The organism is Sedimentitalea nanhaiensis DSM 24252 (assembly GCF_000473225.1).
Lineage (GTDB): Bacteria > Pseudomonadota > Alphaproteobacteria > Rhodobacterales > Rhodobacteraceae > Sedimentitalea > Sedimentitalea nanhaiensis.
Genome location: NZ_KI421509.1, coordinates 3,253,725 through 3,272,460 on the forward strand (window position 1 = coordinate 3,253,725; position 18,736 = coordinate 3,272,460).

The window sequence follows — 18,736 nt, forward strand, 5'->3', positions numbered from 1 at the left end:
TGCGGTTGCCGACCCGTCTGGCGCTATGGCACCTGTTTCGGCACATAGCTGCCGATTGTGCTGTCCAGCCAGACCCGGCCGCGATCGACCTTGGCGACATAGATGTCCATCACTGGCGCGACCTGCGGCAACGAATTTCTGATCCGCGACGCATTGGAATAGACAAGGACCAGCGCCAGCGCCGTGACCGCAACCAAACCGAACCCGGACACGAAACCGCTGGATGACCCGGCGCGGGTCGCCGCGGGAACCGGCTCGGCCTCGAAATCGGGATCGGCCTGGGGGCGCAGCGTCGCGTTCAGGTTGCCGACGTCGGGCAAGGCTCCACTGCCCTCTGCATGTGAGGGCAAGCTTGCAGGACGAGATCCGCCGCCCCTGCGCGGCGCTTGACCGGGAGCCCCGGGACCGGCAAAGTCCAGCCCCAGATCCGGCTGGCTTTCCAGCCCGGCACCGCGTTCCAACGCCCGCAGACGGGATTCGCGCTCGGCTTCATGGCGCAGGATCTCGATGACGGCGGGATCAAGCTCGCGATGTGCCCGCTCCGCGACAAAGGCTTCGTTTGTGTCGGGTGGTTGATGATCGCGTCCCGGCATGTCCCCAGCTGCCGCCGCCCTATCCGGTTGTGACGGGTGATCGGGATGGGCCTGAAACCAGGTGTTTCCGCATCCGGAACACTGGACATCGCGCCCTTCGGTCGGGAGCGCCGCCTGGCCGACCTCGTACCGGGCGTTACATTTCGGGCATGTCAATCGCATGGGCCCCTCCTGATCGCTGCCTGCTTGTGCCTGGACTCATGTGCTAAACCATATGTGTTTACGTTTCCTTGGCATAGCTGGAAATTCCCGGTCTGGCCGCCCAACCCGAGACGGGGAACCGCTTGGCATTGAAACTGTCGCAGACCTGAGGCACAAGGCGGGCGGATATCAGGGGATGAGCCGTGATCGAGCTGGAGCATGTTGGGTATAGCTATGGCGGCGGTGCGTTGCTGAGCGATGTTTCCGTGCGCCTGGCGCCGGGATCGTTCCATTTCCTGACCGGGCCGTCGGGTGCGGGTAAAACGACCTTGCTGAAACTGTGCTATGGTGCGCTGGTGCCGACATCGGGGCGGGTGCAAGCCTTTGATCTGGACGTGTCGACGCTGGACCGCGACCAGGTGGCGATGATGCGCCGTCGTATCGGTGTTGTGCATCAGGATTGCCGGTTTCTCGATCATCTGCCGCTGGCGGACAACATCGCCCTGCCTCTGACCGTATCCGGTCGCGACATGGGGGCCGAAAACAGCAATCTTGGGGAACTGATGAACTGGGTCGGCCTGTCCGAACGCGCCGATGCCTTGCCGCCGGAACTGTCGGGGGGCGAGCGCCAGCGTGCGGCGCTGGCCCGTGCCGTCATCATGTCGCCGGATCTGATTCTTGCGGATGAGCCCACCGGAAACGTGGATTGGGAGATGTCCCAGCGCCTGCTGCGCCTGTTGCTTGAACTGAACAAGATGGGCAAGACGGTGCTGATTGCCAGCCACGATCTGGCGCTGATCCGGGCCGCCAAAAGCCAGGTTCAGGCCCGGGTGCTGCGGATTTCGGACAAGACCCTGCAACTTGCGGGGGCGGACCTGTGAGCCGGGGCGCAATCCGCGCTTTCCTGGTCGGCGATGCCCAGGCCGATCGTGTGGTTCCGCCCAGCGGCTTTACCGCGCATCTGACCCTGTTCGTCTCAGGGGCAATGGCCTTTCTGGCGGTCTTTGCACTGGCCCTGTCCATGGCGTCGGGGCGGTTGGCGGACCGGTGGGCCGAGGAACTGGCCCGCAGCGCGACCCTGCGCATTTCGGCACCTCCGGATCAGCGCGCGGCCCAGACCCAGGCGGCACTGGACATTCTGCATCAGACCCCCGGTGTCGCCATTGCGCGTGCGCTGAGCGCTGCGGAGCAGGCCGACCTTCTGGCACCGTGGTTCGGCCCGGATCTGCCCCTCGAAAGCCTGCCGGTGCCGCAGCTGATCGAGATAATCGCGGGCGATCCGGCCTATGACGCCGCCGGGCTGCGATTGCGGCTGAGCGGAGAAGTGCCCGGAGCGGTGCTGGACGATCACACCCGCTGGCGCGCGCCGCTGGTCGATGCGGCCAATAGCCTGCGGCGGCTGGGGCTGATTTCGATCCTGTTGATCGGCGGGGCGACGGCGGCGATGATCACCCTGGCCGCCAATGCGGCTCTGTCGGCAAATGCGCAGGTGATCCAGGTGCTGCGGCTGGTCGGCGCATTGGATCGCTATATTGCACAGGCCTTTGTGCGCCGCTTTACCCTGCGCGCCCTGATCGGTGCCGGGGCGGGCATGTTCCTGGGGATGCTGGGCGTGGCGCTGATGCCCTCGGCCAGCGAAGGCGGCGGATTTCTCACAGGTTTGGGCTTTCAGGGGGCTGGATGGCTGGTGCCGCTGCTGATCCCCATCCTGGGCGCGGCGGTCGCCTTTGCCGCCACATGGGCAGCTGCGCGGCGCAGCCTGTCGGAGTTGAGCTGATGTCCCATGCGTTTCAGTGGTTGCGTTCCCTGATCTTCATCATCGTGATCTACCTGTGGATGGTGGTGCTGGGCATCCTGTTTCTGCCTTATGCGATCTTTTCCAAACGTGGTGCGTTGCGCGCCTGCAAGACCTATGCGCGCAGTACGATCTGGCTGGCCGGTTGGATGCTGGGCTTGCGCAGCCAGGTGCGTGGGACGGTCCCGACGGGCGAGGTTATGATCGCCGCGAAACATCAATCGTTTTTCGATATTCTGCTGATCTTTGACGCGGTTCCCCATGCCAAGTTCATCATGAAACGTGAATTGCTGTGGACCCCCGTGATCGGTCTTTATGCCAAGCGTCTGGGGTGTATTCCTGTCAATCGCGGCAAACGCGGCGCGGCGATTGCGCAAATGGTGCGGGATGTGGCCACCGAGTTTTCCGAACCGGGGCAGTTGGTGATCTATTCACAGGGCACACGCGTCGCGCCGGGGGCAAAAAAACCCTATAAGGTCGGGACTGGCATTCTGTACGGGGCGCTTGGCCAGCCCTGTGTGCCTGCGGCGACAAACGTCGGTGTGTTCTGGCCGCGCAAGGGAATTCTGCGCAAACCGGGGCTGGCGGTGGTCGAATTTCTGGACCCGATTGCGCCGGGCGTTGAGCGTGACAGGTTCATGCGGCAACTGGAAGACACGGTCGAGGCGCGTTCGGATGCCTTGATGCGCGAAGCGGGGTTTGATCCTGATGGAATTTCTTGACAGCATCGCCGCTCTGGAAGCGCTGTATGGCAAACCCGGCGCGCCTGCGCTGCGCAAGGTGGCGCGCCGCCTGACGCCGCTTTACCGCAAATGGATCATGACATCGCGCCTGTGCGTGTTGACGACCGTGGGACCGGAAGGCACCGATGGCAGCCCTCGGGGAGATGACGGCCCCGTGGTCGCCGAACTGGACCCCGGAACCCTGGCGATGCCAGATTGGCGCGGCAACAACCGGTTGGATTCGCTGCGCAATATCGTCCTCGATGGGCGTGTGTCGCTGATGTTTCTGGTGCCGGGGTCAAATTCGGTTGTGCGGGTCAACGGGCAGGCACGGCTGACCGCAGAGGAAACGCTGCGCGGGCGCTTTGCGCGCCAGGGCCGCCTGCCTGCGACGGTTATCGTGATCGAGATATCCGAGGTTTACACCCAATGTGCCCGGGCGCTGATGCGCGCCGGGATCTGGAGCCGGGATGACAGCGCCGATTTGCCGGGCGCGGGTGAAATCCTGGACGAGATGACCGATGGTGAGGAAGGCGGCGCCGATTATGACCGCGAGTGGCCCGCCCGCGCCGCGCGCAGCCTGTGGTAGCTGCGCGCGTGTCTGTTTCCGCCTGGAGGCGCTGAATCAGGCGTGAATCGCGCCATCCCCGCAGGCCAGTGCGGCCTCGCGGACGGCTTCGGAATAAGTCGGGTGGGCATGGCAGGTCATGGCCAGATCCTCGGTCGACGCGCCGAATTCCATCGCGACGCAGATCTCGTGGATAAGCTCGCCCGCGCTGGGACCGATGATATGCGCGCCCAGGATGCGGTCGGTGTCTTTGTCAGCCAGAATCTTGACGAACCCGTCACCGGCAAAGTTCGCCTTGGCGCGACCGTTGCCCATGAAATTGAACTTGCCAACCTTATAGGCGCGCTTTGCTTCTTTCAGATCCTGTTCCGTGGCCCCGACATTGGCAACTTCCGGCCAGGTGTAGATCACGCCGGGAATGACGCCATAATTCACATGGCCATGCTTGCCCGCGACCTGTTCGGCTGCGGCCATGCCTTCGTCTTCGGCCTTGTGGGCCAGCATCGGACCGTCGATGGCGTCGCCGATGGCATAGATGCCTTTGATGTTGGTCTGCCAGTCCTTGCCGGTCTTGATCTGCCCGCGCGGTGTGATCTCGACGCCAAGCGCCTCAAGGCCGAGCCCGTCGGTAAAGGGCTTGCGCCCGGTTGCCACCAGTACCACATCGGCATCCAGCACATGTTCGCTGTCATCCTTGCGCAGCTTGTAGTGCACCTTGGCCTTGGTTTTGGTGGCTTCGGTTTTTTGAACCGCCGCGCCCATGATGAATTCAAGACCTTGTTTTTTCAGTATTCTCTGAAATGTCTTTTGAACCTCTGCATCCATGCCGGGGGTGACGGCATCGAGATATTCCACCACCGTGACCTCGGAGCCGAGGCGGGAATAGACACTGCCCAGTTCCAGCCCGATCACACCGGCGCCGATCACCACCAGTTTGCGCGGAATCTTGTTGAGAACCAGCGCGCCGGTCGAGGTGACGACCACCTTTTCGTCGACGTCGACACCGGGCAGGGATGACGGCTCCGAGCCGCTGGCGATGACGATGTTCTTGGCCTCGTGGATCTCGTCGCCGACCTTGACCTTGCCGGCCTCCGGGATCGACCCCCAGCCCTTGAGCCAGTCTATCTTGTTCTTCTTGAACAGGAATTCGATGCCTTTGGTGTTGGTTGTCACGACGTCGTCCTTATAGGCCTTCATCTGGGTCCAGTCGACCGAGGGGGATTTGCCCTTGAGGCCCATTTTCGGGAAATTCTCTTGCGCCTCGTGCAGGCTGTGGCTGGCGTGCAGCAGCGCCTTGGAGGGGATGCAGCCGACGTTCAGGCAGGTGCCGCCCAGAGTTTCGCGGCCTTCGACGACGGCGGTTTTCAGGCCCAGCTGCGCGCAGCGGATGGCGCAGACATAGCCGCCGGGGCCAGCGCCGATGATGATGACGTCATAGTTTGCCATGGGGGTCTCCTATCAGAATTCGGGGTTTGCCGGGCGTACATATGCCGTACATACCGCGTATATACGCGTGTACCACCGGGGGCGTGCGAGTTGGGCCGGGGAAAGGGGCGCTGCCCCTCGGCGCGTGCCGCGCCTCACCCCGGGATATTTCGTGCAAGAGGAAGATCATGTCAGCGCCGCCAACAGCATCAGCAGGGTGGCGAGCAGCCCGACCAGCCAGATCAGCGAACGCCACGGGGACAGGCCGAGGGCGTAGGCGGGGACATAGAGGATGCGGGCCGCGAAATAGGTCCAGGCGCAGGCGGCGGTGTAGGGGGTGGACTGGTTGCTGAGGGCGATCACTGTGCAGGCGATGGTGAAGAGGATCAGCCCTTCGAAATGGTTGTTCATTGCGCGTTGCAACCGGCCCGCGTTGCCGGTCAGTTGCGTGGGCGTGTCGCGGGGGCCGAGGGCGGCTTTGCTGCCGACCTGACGATTGGCCGTGACCGAGTAGGCGGTGAACTGGAGCACTTGCAGCAGGGCGGCGAGGGTGAGGGCGGTGAGTTCGGGGGTCATGTCACCGTGACCCCCGAAATCGCAAATCCGACACCGGTAAGAAATGACACAAGGGCCAACAAGGGGCATGTCATTGTAATCACTAAAAACCGCTTGGTGCCTGCCAGTATCTTTGGCGGTGCTTCGTCTACGAGTGCTTGTGCGGTAAGATATGCAATGACAATGGCGACGGAAGTGAAGCCGAGACCTGTCGCGAAGCAGATGAGACTATTTCTAAGCGCAGATATCGAGAGTTGGAACGCACTATCAGCAGACGTATTACCCACAAATGTCAGTAACACAATGAATGCTCCAGCGTTAAGGGTGATAAGACTCCTGAGAGCCAACATCCCCAACTCTTCGATTACCTTCTCCCGGTGATCACTCATAGGCGCTCTGCAAGGCCAAATTTTCTTCCGCGGCGCACAAGATGCGGCTGGACATCAACAAGGCTCTATTCCTCACAAATCCATCAGCAACCGCCGCGGGTCTTCCAGCGCCTCTTTCACCCGCACGAGGAAGGTCACGGCCCCTTTGCCGTCGACGATGCGGTGGTCGTAAGAGAGGGCGAGGTACATCATCGGGCGGATGACGACCTGCCCGTCAATGGCCATCGGGCGGTCCTGGATCTTGTGCATGCCGAGGATGCCGGATTGCGGCGGGTTCAGGATCGGGCTGGACATCAGCGAGCCGTAGACGCCGCCGTTGGACAGGGTGAAGGTGCCGCCCTGCATTTCCGCCATCGACAGCTTGCCGTCGCGGGCGCGCTTGCCTTTCTCGGCGATGGCCTTTTCGATGTCGGCAAAGGACATTGTGTCGACATTGCGGATCACCGGCACCACAAGGCCGGTGGGGGTGCCGGCGGCGACGCCCATGTGCACGAAGTTCTTGTAGACGATGTCGGTGCCGTCGATTTCGGCATTGACCTCGGGCACTTCGCGCAGGGCGTGGCAGCAGGCCTTGGTGAAGAAGGACATAAAGCCGAGCCGCACGCCGTGCTTCTTTTCGAACTGGTCCTTGTAGGTGCTGCGCAGGGCCATCACCTCGGTCATGTCGACCTCGTTATAGGTGGTCAGCATGGCGGCGGTGTTCTGGCTGTCCTTGAGGCGGCGCGCGATGGTCTGGCGCAGGCGGGTCATCTTGACCCGTTCCTCGCGGGCGGCGTCATCGGCTGGCACCGGAGCTCTTGGGGCGGGGGCGGGCGCGGTCGCCGAAGGCGCCGGGGCGACCGCTGCCGAAGACACGGCGCGGGCCACGTCCTCTTTCATGATCCGCCCGTCGCGGCCGGTTCCGGTGACTGCATCGCGTGACAGTCCGGCCTCGGCCATTGCCTTTTTAGCGCTGGGGGCATCCTCGACATCGCCGCTGTGTGTCGTCGCGGCTGGCTCGGCCTTGTCGGGACGCGGGGTGGGTTCCACGGCCCCATCGGCGGCACCGCTGATCACGCCCAGCTTGGCGGAGGCGTCCACTGTCGAGCCTTCGGGCGCTGTGATTTCGGCCAGCACGCCGCCGGCGGGAGCGGGCACCTCGACGCTGACCTTGTCGGTCTCCAACTCGCACAGCATCTCGTCCTGGGCGACGGTATCTCCGACCTTTTTGAACCAGGTGCTGACGGTGGCTTCGGTGACGGATTCGCCCAGGGTGGGCACCATCACGTCGACCGAGGGCGACGCGTCTGCGGATTTGGCCGGTGCGGCTTCTGCGGGGGCGGCATCCGCCTGAGGGGCGGCGGCGGATGCGCCTTCGGCGATGGTGGCCAGCAGGGCGTCGACCCCGACGGTTTCTCCTTCGGCGGCGACGATTTCGCCCAGGCTGCCTGCGGCGGGGCTGGGTACTTCGACAGTCACCTTGTCGGTTTCCAGCTCGCACAGCATTTCATCGACGGCGACGCTGTCGCCCGGTTTCTTGAACCAGGTCGCGACAGTCGCCTCGGTGACGGATTCGCCCAGGGTCGGGACGCGGACTTCGGTTGTCATTTTCGGTTATCCTTCGATGGTCAGCGCGTCGTTCACGAGCGCGTCTTGTTGGGCTTTGTGTTGGCTGGCCAACCCGGTGGCGGGCGAGGCAGAGGTGGCACGACCGACATAGGCCGGGCGATTGTGCTTGGCCTTGATCCGGTTCAGGACCCATTCGATGTTGGGTTCGATAAAGGTCCAGGCCCCCTGATTCTTGGGCTCTTCCTGACACCAGACCATTTCGGCCCCCTTGAAGCGTTCCAGCTCCTTGACCAGCGAGATGGCCGGGAAGGGATAGAACTGTTCGATCCGCATCAGATAGATATTGTCGATGCCGCGGGCGTCGCGCTCTTCCAGAAGATCGTAGTAGACCTTGCCCGAACACATCACCACGCGCTTGATCTTGTCGTCCGCGACCAGTCGGGTTTCCGAGTTGCCCTTTTGCGCGTCATCCCACAATACCCGATGAAAGCTGGAGCCGGTGGTGAAATCGGCGGCATCGGAAATCGCCAGCTTGTGGCGCAGCAGCGATTTCGGCGTCACCAGGATCAGCGGCTTGCGGAAACTGCGGTGGATCTGTCGGCGCAGGATGTGGAAATAGTTGGCCGGGGTGGTACAGTTGGCAACGATCCAGTTGTCCTGACCGCACATCTGCAGGAATCGCTCGAGCCGGGCGCTGGAGTGTTCCGGGCCCTGGCCTTCGTAGCCATGCGGCAGCAGGCAGACCAGACCGGACATGCGCAGCCATTTGCTTTCGCCCGAGCTGATGAACTGATCGAACATGATCTGCGCACCGTTGGCGAAATCTCCGAACTGGGCCTCCCACAGCACCAGCGCATTGGGTTCGGCCAGCGAATAGCCATACTCGAACCCCAGCACCGCGTATTCCGACAACATCGAGTCGATCACGTCGTAATGTGACTGGCCTTGACGCACGTTGTTCAGCGGATAATAGCGTTCTTCGGTGTCCTGATCGATCAGCGCGGAATGGCGCTGGCTAAAGGTGCCGCGGGCCGCGTCCTGCCCGGACAGGCGCACAGGATAGCCCTCGGTCAGCAGCGAGCCAAAGGCCAACGCCTCGCCAGTGGCCCAGTCGAACCCCTTGCCGGTGTCGAACATTTCCTTTTTGGCCGCCAGCAGGCGGGTCACCGTGCGGTGCAGAGGGAACCCTTCCGGCGCGCGGGTCAGGGCGGTCCCGACCTCGGCAAAGGTCTTCTTGCTGATGGCGGTCTTGCCGCGCACATATTCCTCTTTGTTCTTGTCCAGATGCGACCAGCGCCCGTCCAGCCAGTCGGCCTTGTTGGGTTTATAGTCCTTTCCGGCCTCGAACTCTTCGTTCAGATGCGCCTGAAACGCCGCCTTCATGTCCTCGATCTCGCCCTCGGGGATCAGCCCGTCCTTGACCAGCCGTTCGGTGTACAGCGACAGCGTGGTCTTGTGGGTCTTGATCCGCTTGTACATGATCGGGTTGGTGAACATGGGCTCGTCGCCCTCGTTGTGACCGAAGCGACGATAGCAGAAGATGTCGATCACCACGTCCTTGCTGAACTTCTGGCGGAATTCCGTGGCGACCTTGGCGGCATGCACCACCGCCTCGGGGTCGTCGCCGTTGACGTGGAAGATCGGGGCCTCGACCATCAGCGCGATATCCGTGGGATAGGGCGAGCTGCGGCTGAAATGCGGCGCGGTGGTGAACCCGATCTGGTTGTTGACCACGACATGCATGGTGCCGCCGGTCCGGTGGCCGCGAATACCAGACAGCTGGAAACACTCGGCGACCACGCCCTGTCCGGCAAAGGCGGCGTCGCCATGCAGCAGAATCGGCAGAACGCTGGTGCGGTCCTTGTCGTTGTTCTGGTCCTGCTTGGCGCGGGCCTTGCCCAGAACCACGGGGTTCACCGCTTCGAGGTGGCTGGGGTTGGCGGTCAGCGACAGGTGTACCGAATTGTCGTCGAACTCGCGGTCCGAACTGGCGCCAAGATGGTATTTTACGTCGCCCGATCCGTCGACATCCTCGGGCTTGAAGCTGCCGCCCTGGAATTCGTTGAAGATGGCGCGATAGGGTTTCTGCAGCACATTGGCCAGAACCGACAGGCGGCCCCGGTGCGGCATGCCGATGATGATGTCCTTGACCCCCAGCGCACCGCCGCGCTTGATGATCTGCTCCATCGCCGGGATCAGCGACTCGCCGCCGTCCAGACCGAACCGCTTGGTGCCCATGTATTTGACATGCAGGAACTTCTCAAAGCCTTCGGCCTCGACCATCTTGTTCAGGATCGCCTTGCGCCCCTCGCGGGTGAACTGGATTTCCTTGCCAAACCCTTCGATCCGTTCCTTGAGCCAGCCGGCTTCTTCGGGGTTGGAAATATGCATGTATTGCAGCGCGAATGTGCCGCAATAGGTACGTTTCACGATCTCGACGATCTGGCGCATCGACGCGATTTGCAGGCCCAGCACGTTGTCGATGAACACCGGACGATCCATGTCGCCTTCGGAAAACCCATAGGTCTTGGGGTCCAGCTCCGGGTGTACGGACTGATCGCGCATGCCCAGCGGGTCGAGTTCGGCCACCAGATGGCCGCGGATGCGATAGGCCCGGATCAGCATCAGGGCGCGGATCGAATCCAGCACCGCACGCTTGATCTGCTCGTCAGAGACCTTGATCCCGGCGGCACTGGCCTTGTCGGCGATCTTTCGGCCCGCGGCCTTGGCCTCGACAGCGGGTTCCGGCCATTCACCGGTCAGCGCATTGGTCAGATCGTCATGCGGGACCGGCGGCCAGTCGCGGCGCGCCCAGCTGGGGCCGTTGGCGTCGGCTTTTACATCCAGCTCCGCATCGCCCAACTGGTTGAAGAACTCGGCCCAGGCGGCATCGACCGCGTTGGGATCGTTGGCGAACTGGGCATAGAGCTGCTCCAGATATTCCGCATTGTGTCCCTGCATAAAGCTTGAGGCATGGAACTGGTCATTGGGGATTTGTTCGGTCAAGGGATTACCTCATGTGGGTTGGGACCGTATCGGTTTGCGCCGGGCTGGCTGGGGCGGGTCAGCCACCACAGCACGATCAAGGGCGAGACAAGCAGGACGATCAGCGTCGGGATCAGGATCAGCAGGGTTGCGTCGGTCAGCAGGCGGTCCATCGTGCCGCCGTGGAAATGGCTGGCCGCGCCGATGCCCAGGATCAGCACCGCGAACGCGCCCGCCGCCAGCAAGGTCGGCAGCAAAACGTACCAGCCGCTGCGCCCGGTATCGTGCATCCGCCGCCAGGCGACCGCGAGTTGGGGCAAGAACAGGACCAGCGCCGCCAGCCCCTGAACCGGGCCGTCGCTGATGGCGGTGGTCGTGCTGGACGTTTCGGTTTCCAGCGTGGTGATGGAGGTGAAAAACAGCCAGTCGATCAGCCCGGCGGCAATGCTCACGATCAACGTGAACAGAAAGAAATACCAATATTCAGGGCGAGAGGCCCGCCCTGAAAAGGTGACGTATCTGGCGAAACACGCCTTTATGGATTCGCCAAAGCCCATGGCTTAGCCGATCGCTTCCAGCACCGCTTCGCCCAGCCCTGCGGGGCTTTCGGCGACGACGATCCCGGCGGCCTTCATCGCCTCGATCTTGTCTTCGGCACCGCCTTTGCCACCGGCAACAATGGCCCCCGCGTGGCCCATGCGGCGGCCCGGAGGCGCGGTGCGTCCGGCGATGAACCCGGCGGTCGGCTTCCAGCGGCCTTTCTTTTTCTCGTCGGCCAGAAACTGCGCCGCCTCTTCCTCGGCGGAGCCACCGATCTCGCCGATCATGATGATGCTATGGGTCTCGTCATCCGCCAGGAACCATTCCAGCACGTCGATATGCTCGGTGCCCTTGATCGGGTCGCCGCCGATGCCGACGCAGGTGGACTGGCCCAGACCGACATCGGTGGTCTGCTTGACCGCCTCATAGGTCAGGGTGCCCGAGCGGCTGACCACGCCGCAGGAGCCGCGCTTGTGGATGTGGCCGGGCATGATGCCGATCTTGCAGGCGTCGGGGGTGATGACACCGGGGCAGTTGGGCCCGATCAGGCGGCTGCTGGAGCCTTCGAGCGCGCGTTTGACCCGCATCATGTCCAGCACCGGGATGCCCTCGGTGATGGCCACGATGACTTCCATCTCTGCGTCGATCGCCTCGAGGATGCTGTCGGCGGCAAAGGGCGGCGGCACGTAGATCACCGTGGCGTTGGCCTCGGTTTTCGCCTTGGCCTCGTGGACCGAATTGAACACCGGCAGGCCGATATGGGTCATCCCGCCCTTGCCGGGGGTCACGCCGCCAACCATCTTGGTGCCATAGGCGATTGCCTGTTCGGAGTGAAATGTGCCCTGGCTGCCGGTCAGGCCCTGACAGATGACTTTGGTGTTTTCGTCGATGAGGACTGCCATGGTTTTGGCTCCTTATTTGATTACGGTTGCCCGGAATTGGCGCGGTTCGAGTCTTTCAAAGAAAACTCGCGAACCGTCTTTAGCGCCTCCAAGCTTGTAGAATTTTGCAACTGCACTCTGTTCGCGGATGCGAAGAATGTTTTTTTCAGAGGCGATGTCGGTCTCAATGAGGCCGACACCGTCCAAGTCGATCTGAACCGGATTGCCGCTATTCGACTTGCTTGAGCCGCCGAAACAGTCCGCAGGAAATAGTTCTTTCACATAGGTTATCGGAATGTGGTTGTTATCCACATTCCCCCCCGTGATCCGGATAGCTTTTCCTTCGATCGGAGACGCCATGTTCAGCCCTTCACCGCCTTGACGATCTTCTGGGCGCCGTCCTTGAGGTTGTCTGCCGCAATCACGTCCAGACCGCTTTCGTTGATGATTTTCTTGCCCTCTTCGACGTTGGTGCCTTCCAGGCGCACCACCAGCGGCACTTTCAGGCCGACCTCTTTTACCGCGGCAACCACGCCCTCGGCGATCACGTCACAGCGCATGATACCGCCGAAGATGTTGACGAGAATGCCTTTGACCTGCGGGTCCGAGGTGATGATCTTGAACGCCTCGGTGACCTTTTCCTTGGTCGCGCCGCCGCCCACATCCAGAAAGTTGGCCGGTTCCGCACCGTAGAGCTTGATGATGTCCATCGTCGCCATCGCCAGGCCCGCGCCGTTGACCATGCAGCCGATCTCGCCGTCCAGAGCGATATAGTTCAGATCGAACTTGGACGCTTCCAGCTCCTTGGGGTCTTCTTCGGTGGTGTCGCGCAACTCGGCGATGTCGGCATGACGATAGACCGCGTTGCCGTCAAAGCCCATCTTGGCGTCCAGGCATTTCAGATCGCCTGTGTCGCTGACGATCAGCGGGTTGATTTCCAGCATCTCCATGTCCTTTTCGATGAACATGCGATACAGCGTGCCCATCAGCGCGACGCATTGTTTGACCTGCTTGCCGCTCAGCCCCAGGTTAAAGGCGATGCGGCGGCCATGGAAGGGCTGATAGCCGGTGGCCGGATCGACGGAAAACGACAGGATCTTTTCCGGGGTACTGGCGGCAACCTCTTCGATGTCCATGCCGCCCTCGGTCGAGCAGACAAAGCTGACGCGGCTGGTCTGACGATCCACCAGAAGCGCCAGATACATCTCGGTCTGAATGCCGCTGCCGTCCTCGATATAGATGCGGTTGACCTGCTTGCCGACCGGGCCGGTCTGGTGCGTCACCAGGGTGCGGCCCAGCATCTTTTTGGCTTCTTCGGCGGCTTCCTCCACCGATTTGGTCAGGCGTACACCGCCCTTTTCACCGGCATCGGCCTCCTTGAACGACCCCTTGCCGCGTCCACCGGCGTGGATCTGAGCCTTGACCACCCACAGCGGGCCGTCCATTTCGCCGGCCGCTGTCTTAGCTTCCTCGGCGCGAAGTACGACGCGCCCATCGGACACCGGCGCGCCATAACTGCGAAGAAGGGCCTTGGCCTGATATTCGTGGATGTTCATGGAATCTGTCCCGTTTGGCTGCAATTGAAGGCGGTATACGCGCGCTTATGACGTGCAGTTAAACGAAATTTTGACGCAGGGGCAGGAATTGGCGAAAAAAGCGACATATGTGATCACGTGGGAAAAACGCGTGATCACAAATATTGCCGGAGGGGTCAGGCTTGCCCGCCGGGACCTTGTGTTTCGAATCGCCAGGGCACAAAAAAACGCCGCCCGGTCCAGGGCGGCGTTCCTTTAGGGCAACGTTGGAACCGATCAGGCCAGCGAGCTGTCGATGCCCTTGCAGGCTTCGACCAGGCCTTTGACCGCGGCCACCGAACTGTCGAACATCGCCTGTTCGTCCTTGGTCATCTTGATGTCGATGACCCGCTCGATGCCACCGGCCCCGATCACGGTCGGCACACCCACATACATGCCTTTCAGCCCCAGCGCACCGTCGACATAGGCAGCACAGGGCAGAACCCGCTTTTGGTCTTTCAGATAGGCTTCGGCCATTTCGATGGCGCTGGTGGCGGGCGCATAGAACGCCGAACCGGTCTTGAGCAGGCCGACGATTTCAGCACCGCCGTCACGGGTGCGCTGAACGATCCCGTCCAGCTTTTCCTGGGTGGTCCAGCCCATCTTGATCAGGTCGGGCAGCGGGATACCGGCAACGGTCGAATAGCGGACCAGCGGCACCATGGTGTCGCCGTGGCCACCCAGCACAAAGGCAGTGACGTCTTTCATCGACACATTGAATTCGCTGGCCAGGAAATGGCGGAACCGTGCACTGTCCAGTACGCCCGCCATGCCACAGACTTTTTCATGCGGCAGGCCCGAAAATTCGCGCAGGGCCCAGACCATCGCGTCCAGCGGATTGGTGATGCAGATCACAAACGCGTTCGGCGCATGATCACGGATGCCTTCGCCAACCGATTTCATGACCTTCAGGTTGATGCCCAGCAGGTCGTCCCGGCTCATCCCAGGCTTGCGTGGCACGCCGGCGGTGACGATGCAAACGTCCGCGCCGGCGATATCGGCATAGGACTGGGTGCCGCTCATGGTGGCATCGAAGCCTTCGGAGGGGCCCGATTCCGCGATGTCCAGCGCCTTGCCTTCGGGGGTGCCCTCGGCAATGTCGAACAGAACGACGTCGCCCAGTTCCTTCAGGGCTGCGAGGTGGGCGAGCGTGCCGCCGATCTGACCTGCGCCGATCAGCGCAATCTTGGGTCTGGCCATTGGTATTGTCTCCGATCCGATGAAAATTGCGCGTTGCCTAGTGCCTAACGCTGCTCCGCGCAAGCGTTCTGCGCTGCGGCATAGGCGAGCGCGGAACCGGCGCGGGCATACGGATTTCAGAGAAAGTATATATATATTAGAGTTCTAGGTGGTCCAGAATGTCCAGGCGGAAGGATTGGAATTTTGCGGTTTCGTCCCCGATCGGCGTATCCAGCAAGCGGTTGACCAAGCGCTGCGGCACCGGAACGGCTCTGATAGGGGCTCGATTCTGGTGTCGGTACCGCCAAAACAGATCTGGCTTTGGCGGTCGGATTTTGCCGGAAACCTATCCGTGCCGATTCTGGTGGCCCGTCGGCGGGTGGCGACAGGCCAGGTCCGTCGGTGCCCGGCCTATGTCACCGCGCAGGCTCAGGCGTCGTTGCCCTTAGGCGGCAGCGCCTCGGCCAATTGCTCGAACGACTGACCCGACGCCACCAGACAGGTCAAACCGTTCGGAGTGGTGACCGTGATCGTCCAGGACCCGGTATCATCGGAGGCAAACACCTCGACCACCGTGCCCTGAGCGCCCAACCCGATGCTTTGGCGAGTTTCGCCGTATCCCGTGGCCAGGCGTTCGACCACCGTATCGCGCGGGGCGCAGTTGCGAGATTGCTGGGCCGCGACCTGCTGCGCCGCCAGAACCATCACACCCAGCCCGATCGTCATGTTCAAAATTGTCTTCTTCATGGGTTTTACCCTTTCCCCTGAGGCCTGCCTGTCCGGTTAGGCCCGCCGGTTGCCCGGTGCGCCGGGCCGGCACGCCCAGTGTTGGTCCGCTGTCCGCCCCGCTGCCCGATGGATCGGTGGCCTCACCGAAACGGTCTGTCGTGATCGAAGCTGACGCCAAAACACTGCCAAATGAGTGCTGAAAAGTGGTTAATGGCCCGTGCGGTGCGACGGGATCCGCGATCAAAATGCTGCGTCGCGGCGATTTGCGCTTGATCTTTTACATCAAAAATGCCCTCTTCCGCGCAACAAAATGACTTTTGGAGAGACTCATGGTGACCATCGCCAGCCCGTACCGATCCGTCCTTTATATTCCGGCCTCCAAATCGCGGGCGCTGGACAAGGCGCGGTCCCTGCCGGTGGATGCGATCATCTTTGATCTCGAAGACGCCGTCACCGCCGAGGAAAAGCCCAACGCGCGGGCCCTGCTGGCGGAAACCCTGGCTCAGGGCGGCTATGGCAACCGCACGCGGCTGGTGCGGATCAACGGGCTGGACACGCAATGGGGCCAAGCGGACGCCGAGGCCGCGCGTGACATGGATGCCGATGCAATCCTGCTGCCCAAGGTCGGCAGCCCGGCGGATGTGGATGCGCTGGCGGCGATCACCGGAGACAAACCGATCTGGGCGATGCTGGAAACGCCGCAGGGGATGCTGAACGCCCACGCCATCGCGTCGCACCCGTTGATGGCCGGCTTTGTCATGGGCACCAACGATCTGGCCAAGGAGCTGAACGCTCGCTTTCGCACCGACCGCGCCCCGCTGATGACGTCGCTGGGCCTGTGCCTGCTGGCCGCCAAGGCCGAGGGCGTCATCATCATCGACGGGGTCTATAATGCGTTCAAGGACGACGCAGGGCTGGAGCAAGAGTGCATTCAGGGCCGCGATATGGGCTTTGACGGCAAATCGCTGATCCATCCAGCGCAGGTTGAAATCGCCAACAGCGCCTTTGCACCTTCCCCCGAAGAAGTCGAACTGGCCCGTCGTCAGATCGCTGCGTTTGAGGAAACCGAAGCGCAAGGGCAGGGAGTCGCCGTGGTCGATGGGCGCATCGTGGAAAACCTTCACGTTGCAACTGCCCGCGAATTGCTGGCAAAAGCAGAAATGATAGAGGCTTTGCAAGCGGGGTAGTCCGAGATGGGCTGGGTTCTTCTGATACTGGGGGTCGCCCTGTGGTGGGCGGCGCATTTTTTCAAACGCCTGATGCCTGCGCGCCGCGCGGCGATGGGCAATGCGGGCAAGGGCATCGTTGCCCTGGCCATTGTCGCGTCCATCGTCCTGATGGTTATCGGCTTTCGCGCCACGCCCTATGTCGCGGTCTGGACGCCGCCGTCCTTCATGGTTCACGTGAATAACCTGCTGGTGCTGATCGCCATCTGGATGATGAGTCCGGCCGGTCAAAAGGGGCTGATCCTGAACAAGGTCCGCCATCCGATGCTGATGGGGTTCCGGGCCTGGGCGATGGCGCATCTGCTGGTCAACGGCGATCTGGCTTCGATCCTCCTGTTTGGCGGCCTGCTGGTCTGGGGCATGCTTGAGGTCGTGGTCATCAACCGGGCCGAGCCCGAGTGGGCACCGGGCGAGCCGGGAACCTTGGCCAAGGATGCCATGTTCATGGCGGCATCCATCGTGTTGCTGGCGGTGATCGGCTATATTCACGGCTGGCTGGGCTACTGGCCCTTCCCCGGTTAAGGGCAGAACAGGATCCTTACATGAGCACGCTGTATCGCTTCCTGTCGGAACAGGACACATCGGCCTTTTGCCACAAAGTCAGCAAGGCGCTGGCCCAGGGATGGACGCTCTACGGGTCGCCGACCCAGAGTTTTGACGCCACGTATGGCGTGATGCGCTGTGGCCAGGCGGTGATCAAGGAGGTTGCCGCCGACTATACCCCCGACATGAAACTGGGAGAGCAATGAATGCCGGCTGACACCATCGCCAAGACCAATCCGGGCCGCTTTTTCGAGGATTACGCCGTCGGCGACGTGCTGGCTCATGCGGTGCCCCGCACGGTATCGGGTGGCGAGCGGGCGCTGTATCACGCGCTGTATCCGGCCCGGCACGCACTGTATTCGTCAGACGAGTTCGCCCGCGCCTGCGGTCTGCCCGCCAGCCCGCTGGATGATCTGGCCGCTTTTCACGTGGTTTTCGGCAAAACCGTGCCGGATGTGTCGCTGAATGCTGTCGCCAATCTGGGCTATGGCGAGGGGCGCTGGCGGGTGCCGGTCTATCCCGGCGACACGTTGCGGTCGGTCTCCGAGGTGATCGGGGTCAAGCAGAACAGCAACGGCAAGACCGGTGTGGTCTGGGTGCGCACCCGCGGAATGAACCAGCGCGACGAAGTGGTGATGGACTATGTGCGCTGGGTCATGGTGCGCAAACGCGACACGGACGCCGCCGCACCCGACCCGGTGGTGCCCGAACTGGCCAAGGCGGTAGAGCCGGCGTCGCTCGCGATTCCGCAGGGGCTGGATTTCACCGGCTACGATTTTGCGCTGGCGGGCGAGCCGCACCGCTGGGGCGATTATGCCATCGGTGAGCAGATCGACCATGTCGACGGCGTCACCGTCGAGGAAGCCGAACACATGATGGCCACCCGTCTGTGGCAGAACACCGCCAAGGTGCATTTTGACGTCGGGGCGCGTCCCGATGGCACCCGCCTGATCTATGGCGGTCACGTGATTTCCATGGCACGTGCGCTGTCCTTTAACGGGCTGGCCAATGCGCAGATGGTTGCCGGACTGAACGCGGGCGCGCACGCCAACCCCTGCCTGTCTGGCGATACGATCCATGCCTGGTCCGAAGTGCTGGACAAGGCACCAACCGCCGCGCCCGGCGTCGGGGCGATTCGCCTGAGGCTGGTCGCGACCAAAGGCCATGCGCCGTTCGATCTGCGCGGCGAAGATGGCAAATACCGCTCTCATGTGCTGCTCGATCTGGATTATTGGGCACTGATGCCGCTGTAAGCGGTCACAATATCGATCACATCGCAATCAGCCCCGCACAAGCGGGGCCGAATCTGTTATGCTCGCGGAATGGTGAGGGACACGCCATAA

19 protein-coding genes are annotated in these 18,736 nt (G+C 62.3%); 8 read left to right on the forward strand and 11 right to left on the reverse strand.

Annotation, left to right across the window (positions count from 1 at the left end; translation table 11 throughout):
* Positions 1 to 23 precede the first annotated feature (23 nt).
* Complete coding sequence (locus NANH_RS0117845) at positions 24 to 755, reverse strand: zinc-ribbon domain-containing protein (RefSeq protein ID WP_027263289.1); 732 nt, start codon at positions 753 to 755, stop codon at positions 24 to 26.
* Positions 756 to 937: 182 nt separating this feature from the next.
* Here NANH_RS0117845 and NANH_RS0117850 point away from each other — a divergent pair, with 182 nt between their 5' ends.
* The 4 genes from NANH_RS0117850 to NANH_RS0117865 are packed head-to-tail and all read left to right on the forward strand — an operon-like array spanning position 938 to position 3,840.
* Positions 938 to 1,615: a cell division ATP-binding protein FtsE gene (locus NANH_RS0117850; RefSeq protein ID WP_027263290.1), complete on the forward strand. Its 678-nt coding sequence runs from the start codon at positions 938 to 940 to the stop codon at positions 1,613 to 1,615.
* A complete protein-coding gene (locus NANH_RS0117855) occupies positions 1,612 to 2,511 on the forward strand; it encodes a cell division protein FtsX (protein WP_027263291.1) in 900 nt (299 codons plus the stop codon). Before NANH_RS0117850 ends, NANH_RS0117855 begins: the two co-directional genes overlap by 4 nt.
* On the forward strand, positions 2,511 to 3,251 hold the full coding sequence (locus tag NANH_RS0117860) for a lysophospholipid acyltransferase family protein (protein WP_027263292.1): 741 nt from the start codon (positions 2,511 to 2,513) through the stop codon (positions 3,249 to 3,251). Before NANH_RS0117855 ends, NANH_RS0117860 begins: the two co-directional genes overlap by 1 nt.
* Positions 3,238 to 3,840, forward strand: a complete 603-nt coding sequence (locus NANH_RS0117865) for a pyridoxamine 5'-phosphate oxidase family protein (protein WP_027263293.1) — start codon at positions 3,238 to 3,240, stop codon at positions 3,838 to 3,840. Before NANH_RS0117860 ends, NANH_RS0117865 begins: the two co-directional genes overlap by 14 nt.
* Before the next feature lie 36 nt (positions 3,841 to 3,876).
* Here NANH_RS0117865 and lpdA read toward each other — a convergent pair whose 3' ends face one another.
* From lpdA to NANH_RS0117925, 10 genes are all read right to left on the reverse strand, one after another.
* A complete protein-coding gene (lpdA, locus tag NANH_RS0117870; protein WP_027263294.1) occupies positions 3,877 to 5,265 on the reverse strand; it encodes a dihydrolipoyl dehydrogenase in 1,389 nt (462 codons plus the stop codon).
* A gap of 165 nt (positions 5,266 to 5,430) precedes the next feature.
* On the reverse strand, positions 5,431 to 5,820 hold the full coding sequence (locus tag NANH_RS0117875; RefSeq protein ID WP_027263295.1) for an MAPEG family protein: 390 nt from the start codon (positions 5,818 to 5,820) through the stop codon (positions 5,431 to 5,433).
* A 440-nt stretch (positions 5,821 to 6,260) separates the two neighbouring features.
* On the reverse strand, positions 6,261 to 7,775 hold the full coding sequence (gene odhB, locus NANH_RS0117885; protein ID WP_027263297.1) for a 2-oxoglutarate dehydrogenase complex dihydrolipoyllysine-residue succinyltransferase: 1,515 nt from the start codon (positions 7,773 to 7,775) through the stop codon (positions 6,261 to 6,263).
* Positions 7,776 to 7,781: 6 nt separating this feature from the next.
* A complete protein-coding gene (locus tag NANH_RS0117890; protein WP_027263298.1) occupies positions 7,782 to 10,742 on the reverse strand; it encodes a 2-oxoglutarate dehydrogenase E1 component in 2,961 nt (986 codons plus the stop codon).
* Complete coding sequence (locus NANH_RS0117895; RefSeq protein WP_027263299.1) at positions 10,739 to 11,278, reverse strand: DUF805 domain-containing protein; 540 nt, start codon at positions 11,276 to 11,278, stop codon at positions 10,739 to 10,741. Before NANH_RS0117895 ends, NANH_RS0117890 begins: the two co-directional genes overlap by 4 nt.
* Positions 11,279 to 11,281: 3 nt before the next feature.
* Positions 11,282 to 12,163: a succinate--CoA ligase subunit alpha gene (gene sucD / locus NANH_RS0117900; RefSeq protein ID WP_027263300.1), complete on the reverse strand. Its 882-nt coding sequence runs from the start codon at positions 12,161 to 12,163 to the stop codon at positions 11,282 to 11,284.
* A 12-nt stretch (positions 12,164 to 12,175) separates the two neighbouring features.
* Positions 12,176 to 12,502, reverse strand: a complete 327-nt coding sequence (locus NANH_RS0117905) for a hypothetical protein (protein ID WP_027263301.1) — start codon at positions 12,500 to 12,502, stop codon at positions 12,176 to 12,178.
* Between the two features lie 2 nt (positions 12,503 to 12,504).
* Positions 12,505 to 13,698: an ADP-forming succinate--CoA ligase subunit beta gene (gene sucC / locus NANH_RS0117910; RefSeq protein ID WP_027263302.1), complete on the reverse strand. Its 1,194-nt coding sequence runs from the start codon at positions 13,696 to 13,698 to the stop codon at positions 12,505 to 12,507.
* 255 nt (positions 13,699 to 13,953) lie between these two features.
* Positions 13,954 to 14,916, reverse strand: a complete 963-nt coding sequence (mdh, locus tag NANH_RS0117920) for a malate dehydrogenase (protein ID WP_027263304.1) — start codon at positions 14,914 to 14,916, stop codon at positions 13,954 to 13,956.
* Positions 14,917 to 15,324: 408 nt separating this feature from the next.
* Positions 15,325 to 15,642 (reverse strand): hypothetical protein, encoded by a 318-nt coding sequence (locus NANH_RS0117925; protein ID WP_027263305.1) that lies wholly within the window; start codon positions 15,640 to 15,642, stop codon positions 15,325 to 15,327.
* A gap of 311 nt (positions 15,643 to 15,953) precedes the next feature.
* Between NANH_RS0117925 and NANH_RS0117930 the strand changes: the two genes are divergently transcribed.
* From NANH_RS0117930 to NANH_RS0117945, 4 genes are read left to right on the forward strand one after another with little or no spacing between them, the layout of a single operon-like run.
* Positions 15,954 to 16,811: an HpcH/HpaI aldolase/citrate lyase family protein gene (locus NANH_RS0117930; protein ID WP_027263306.1), complete on the forward strand. Its 858-nt coding sequence runs from the start codon at positions 15,954 to 15,956 to the stop codon at positions 16,809 to 16,811.
* A 6-nt stretch (positions 16,812 to 16,817) separates the two neighbouring features.
* Entirely contained in the window at positions 16,818 to 17,372 is a 555-nt protein-coding gene (locus NANH_RS0117935) for an NnrU family protein (protein WP_027263307.1), read from the forward strand.
* 20 nt (positions 17,373 to 17,392) lie between these two features.
* On the forward strand, positions 17,393 to 17,599 hold the full coding sequence (locus NANH_RS0117940) for a DUF1737 domain-containing protein (RefSeq protein ID WP_027263308.1): 207 nt from the start codon (positions 17,393 to 17,395) through the stop codon (positions 17,597 to 17,599).
* Between the two features lie 15 nt (positions 17,600 to 17,614).
* Positions 17,615 to 18,646, forward strand: a complete 1,032-nt coding sequence (locus NANH_RS0117945; RefSeq protein WP_027263309.1) for a MaoC family dehydratase — start codon at positions 17,615 to 17,617, stop codon at positions 18,644 to 18,646.
* Positions 18,647 to 18,736: the final 90 nt, after the last annotated feature.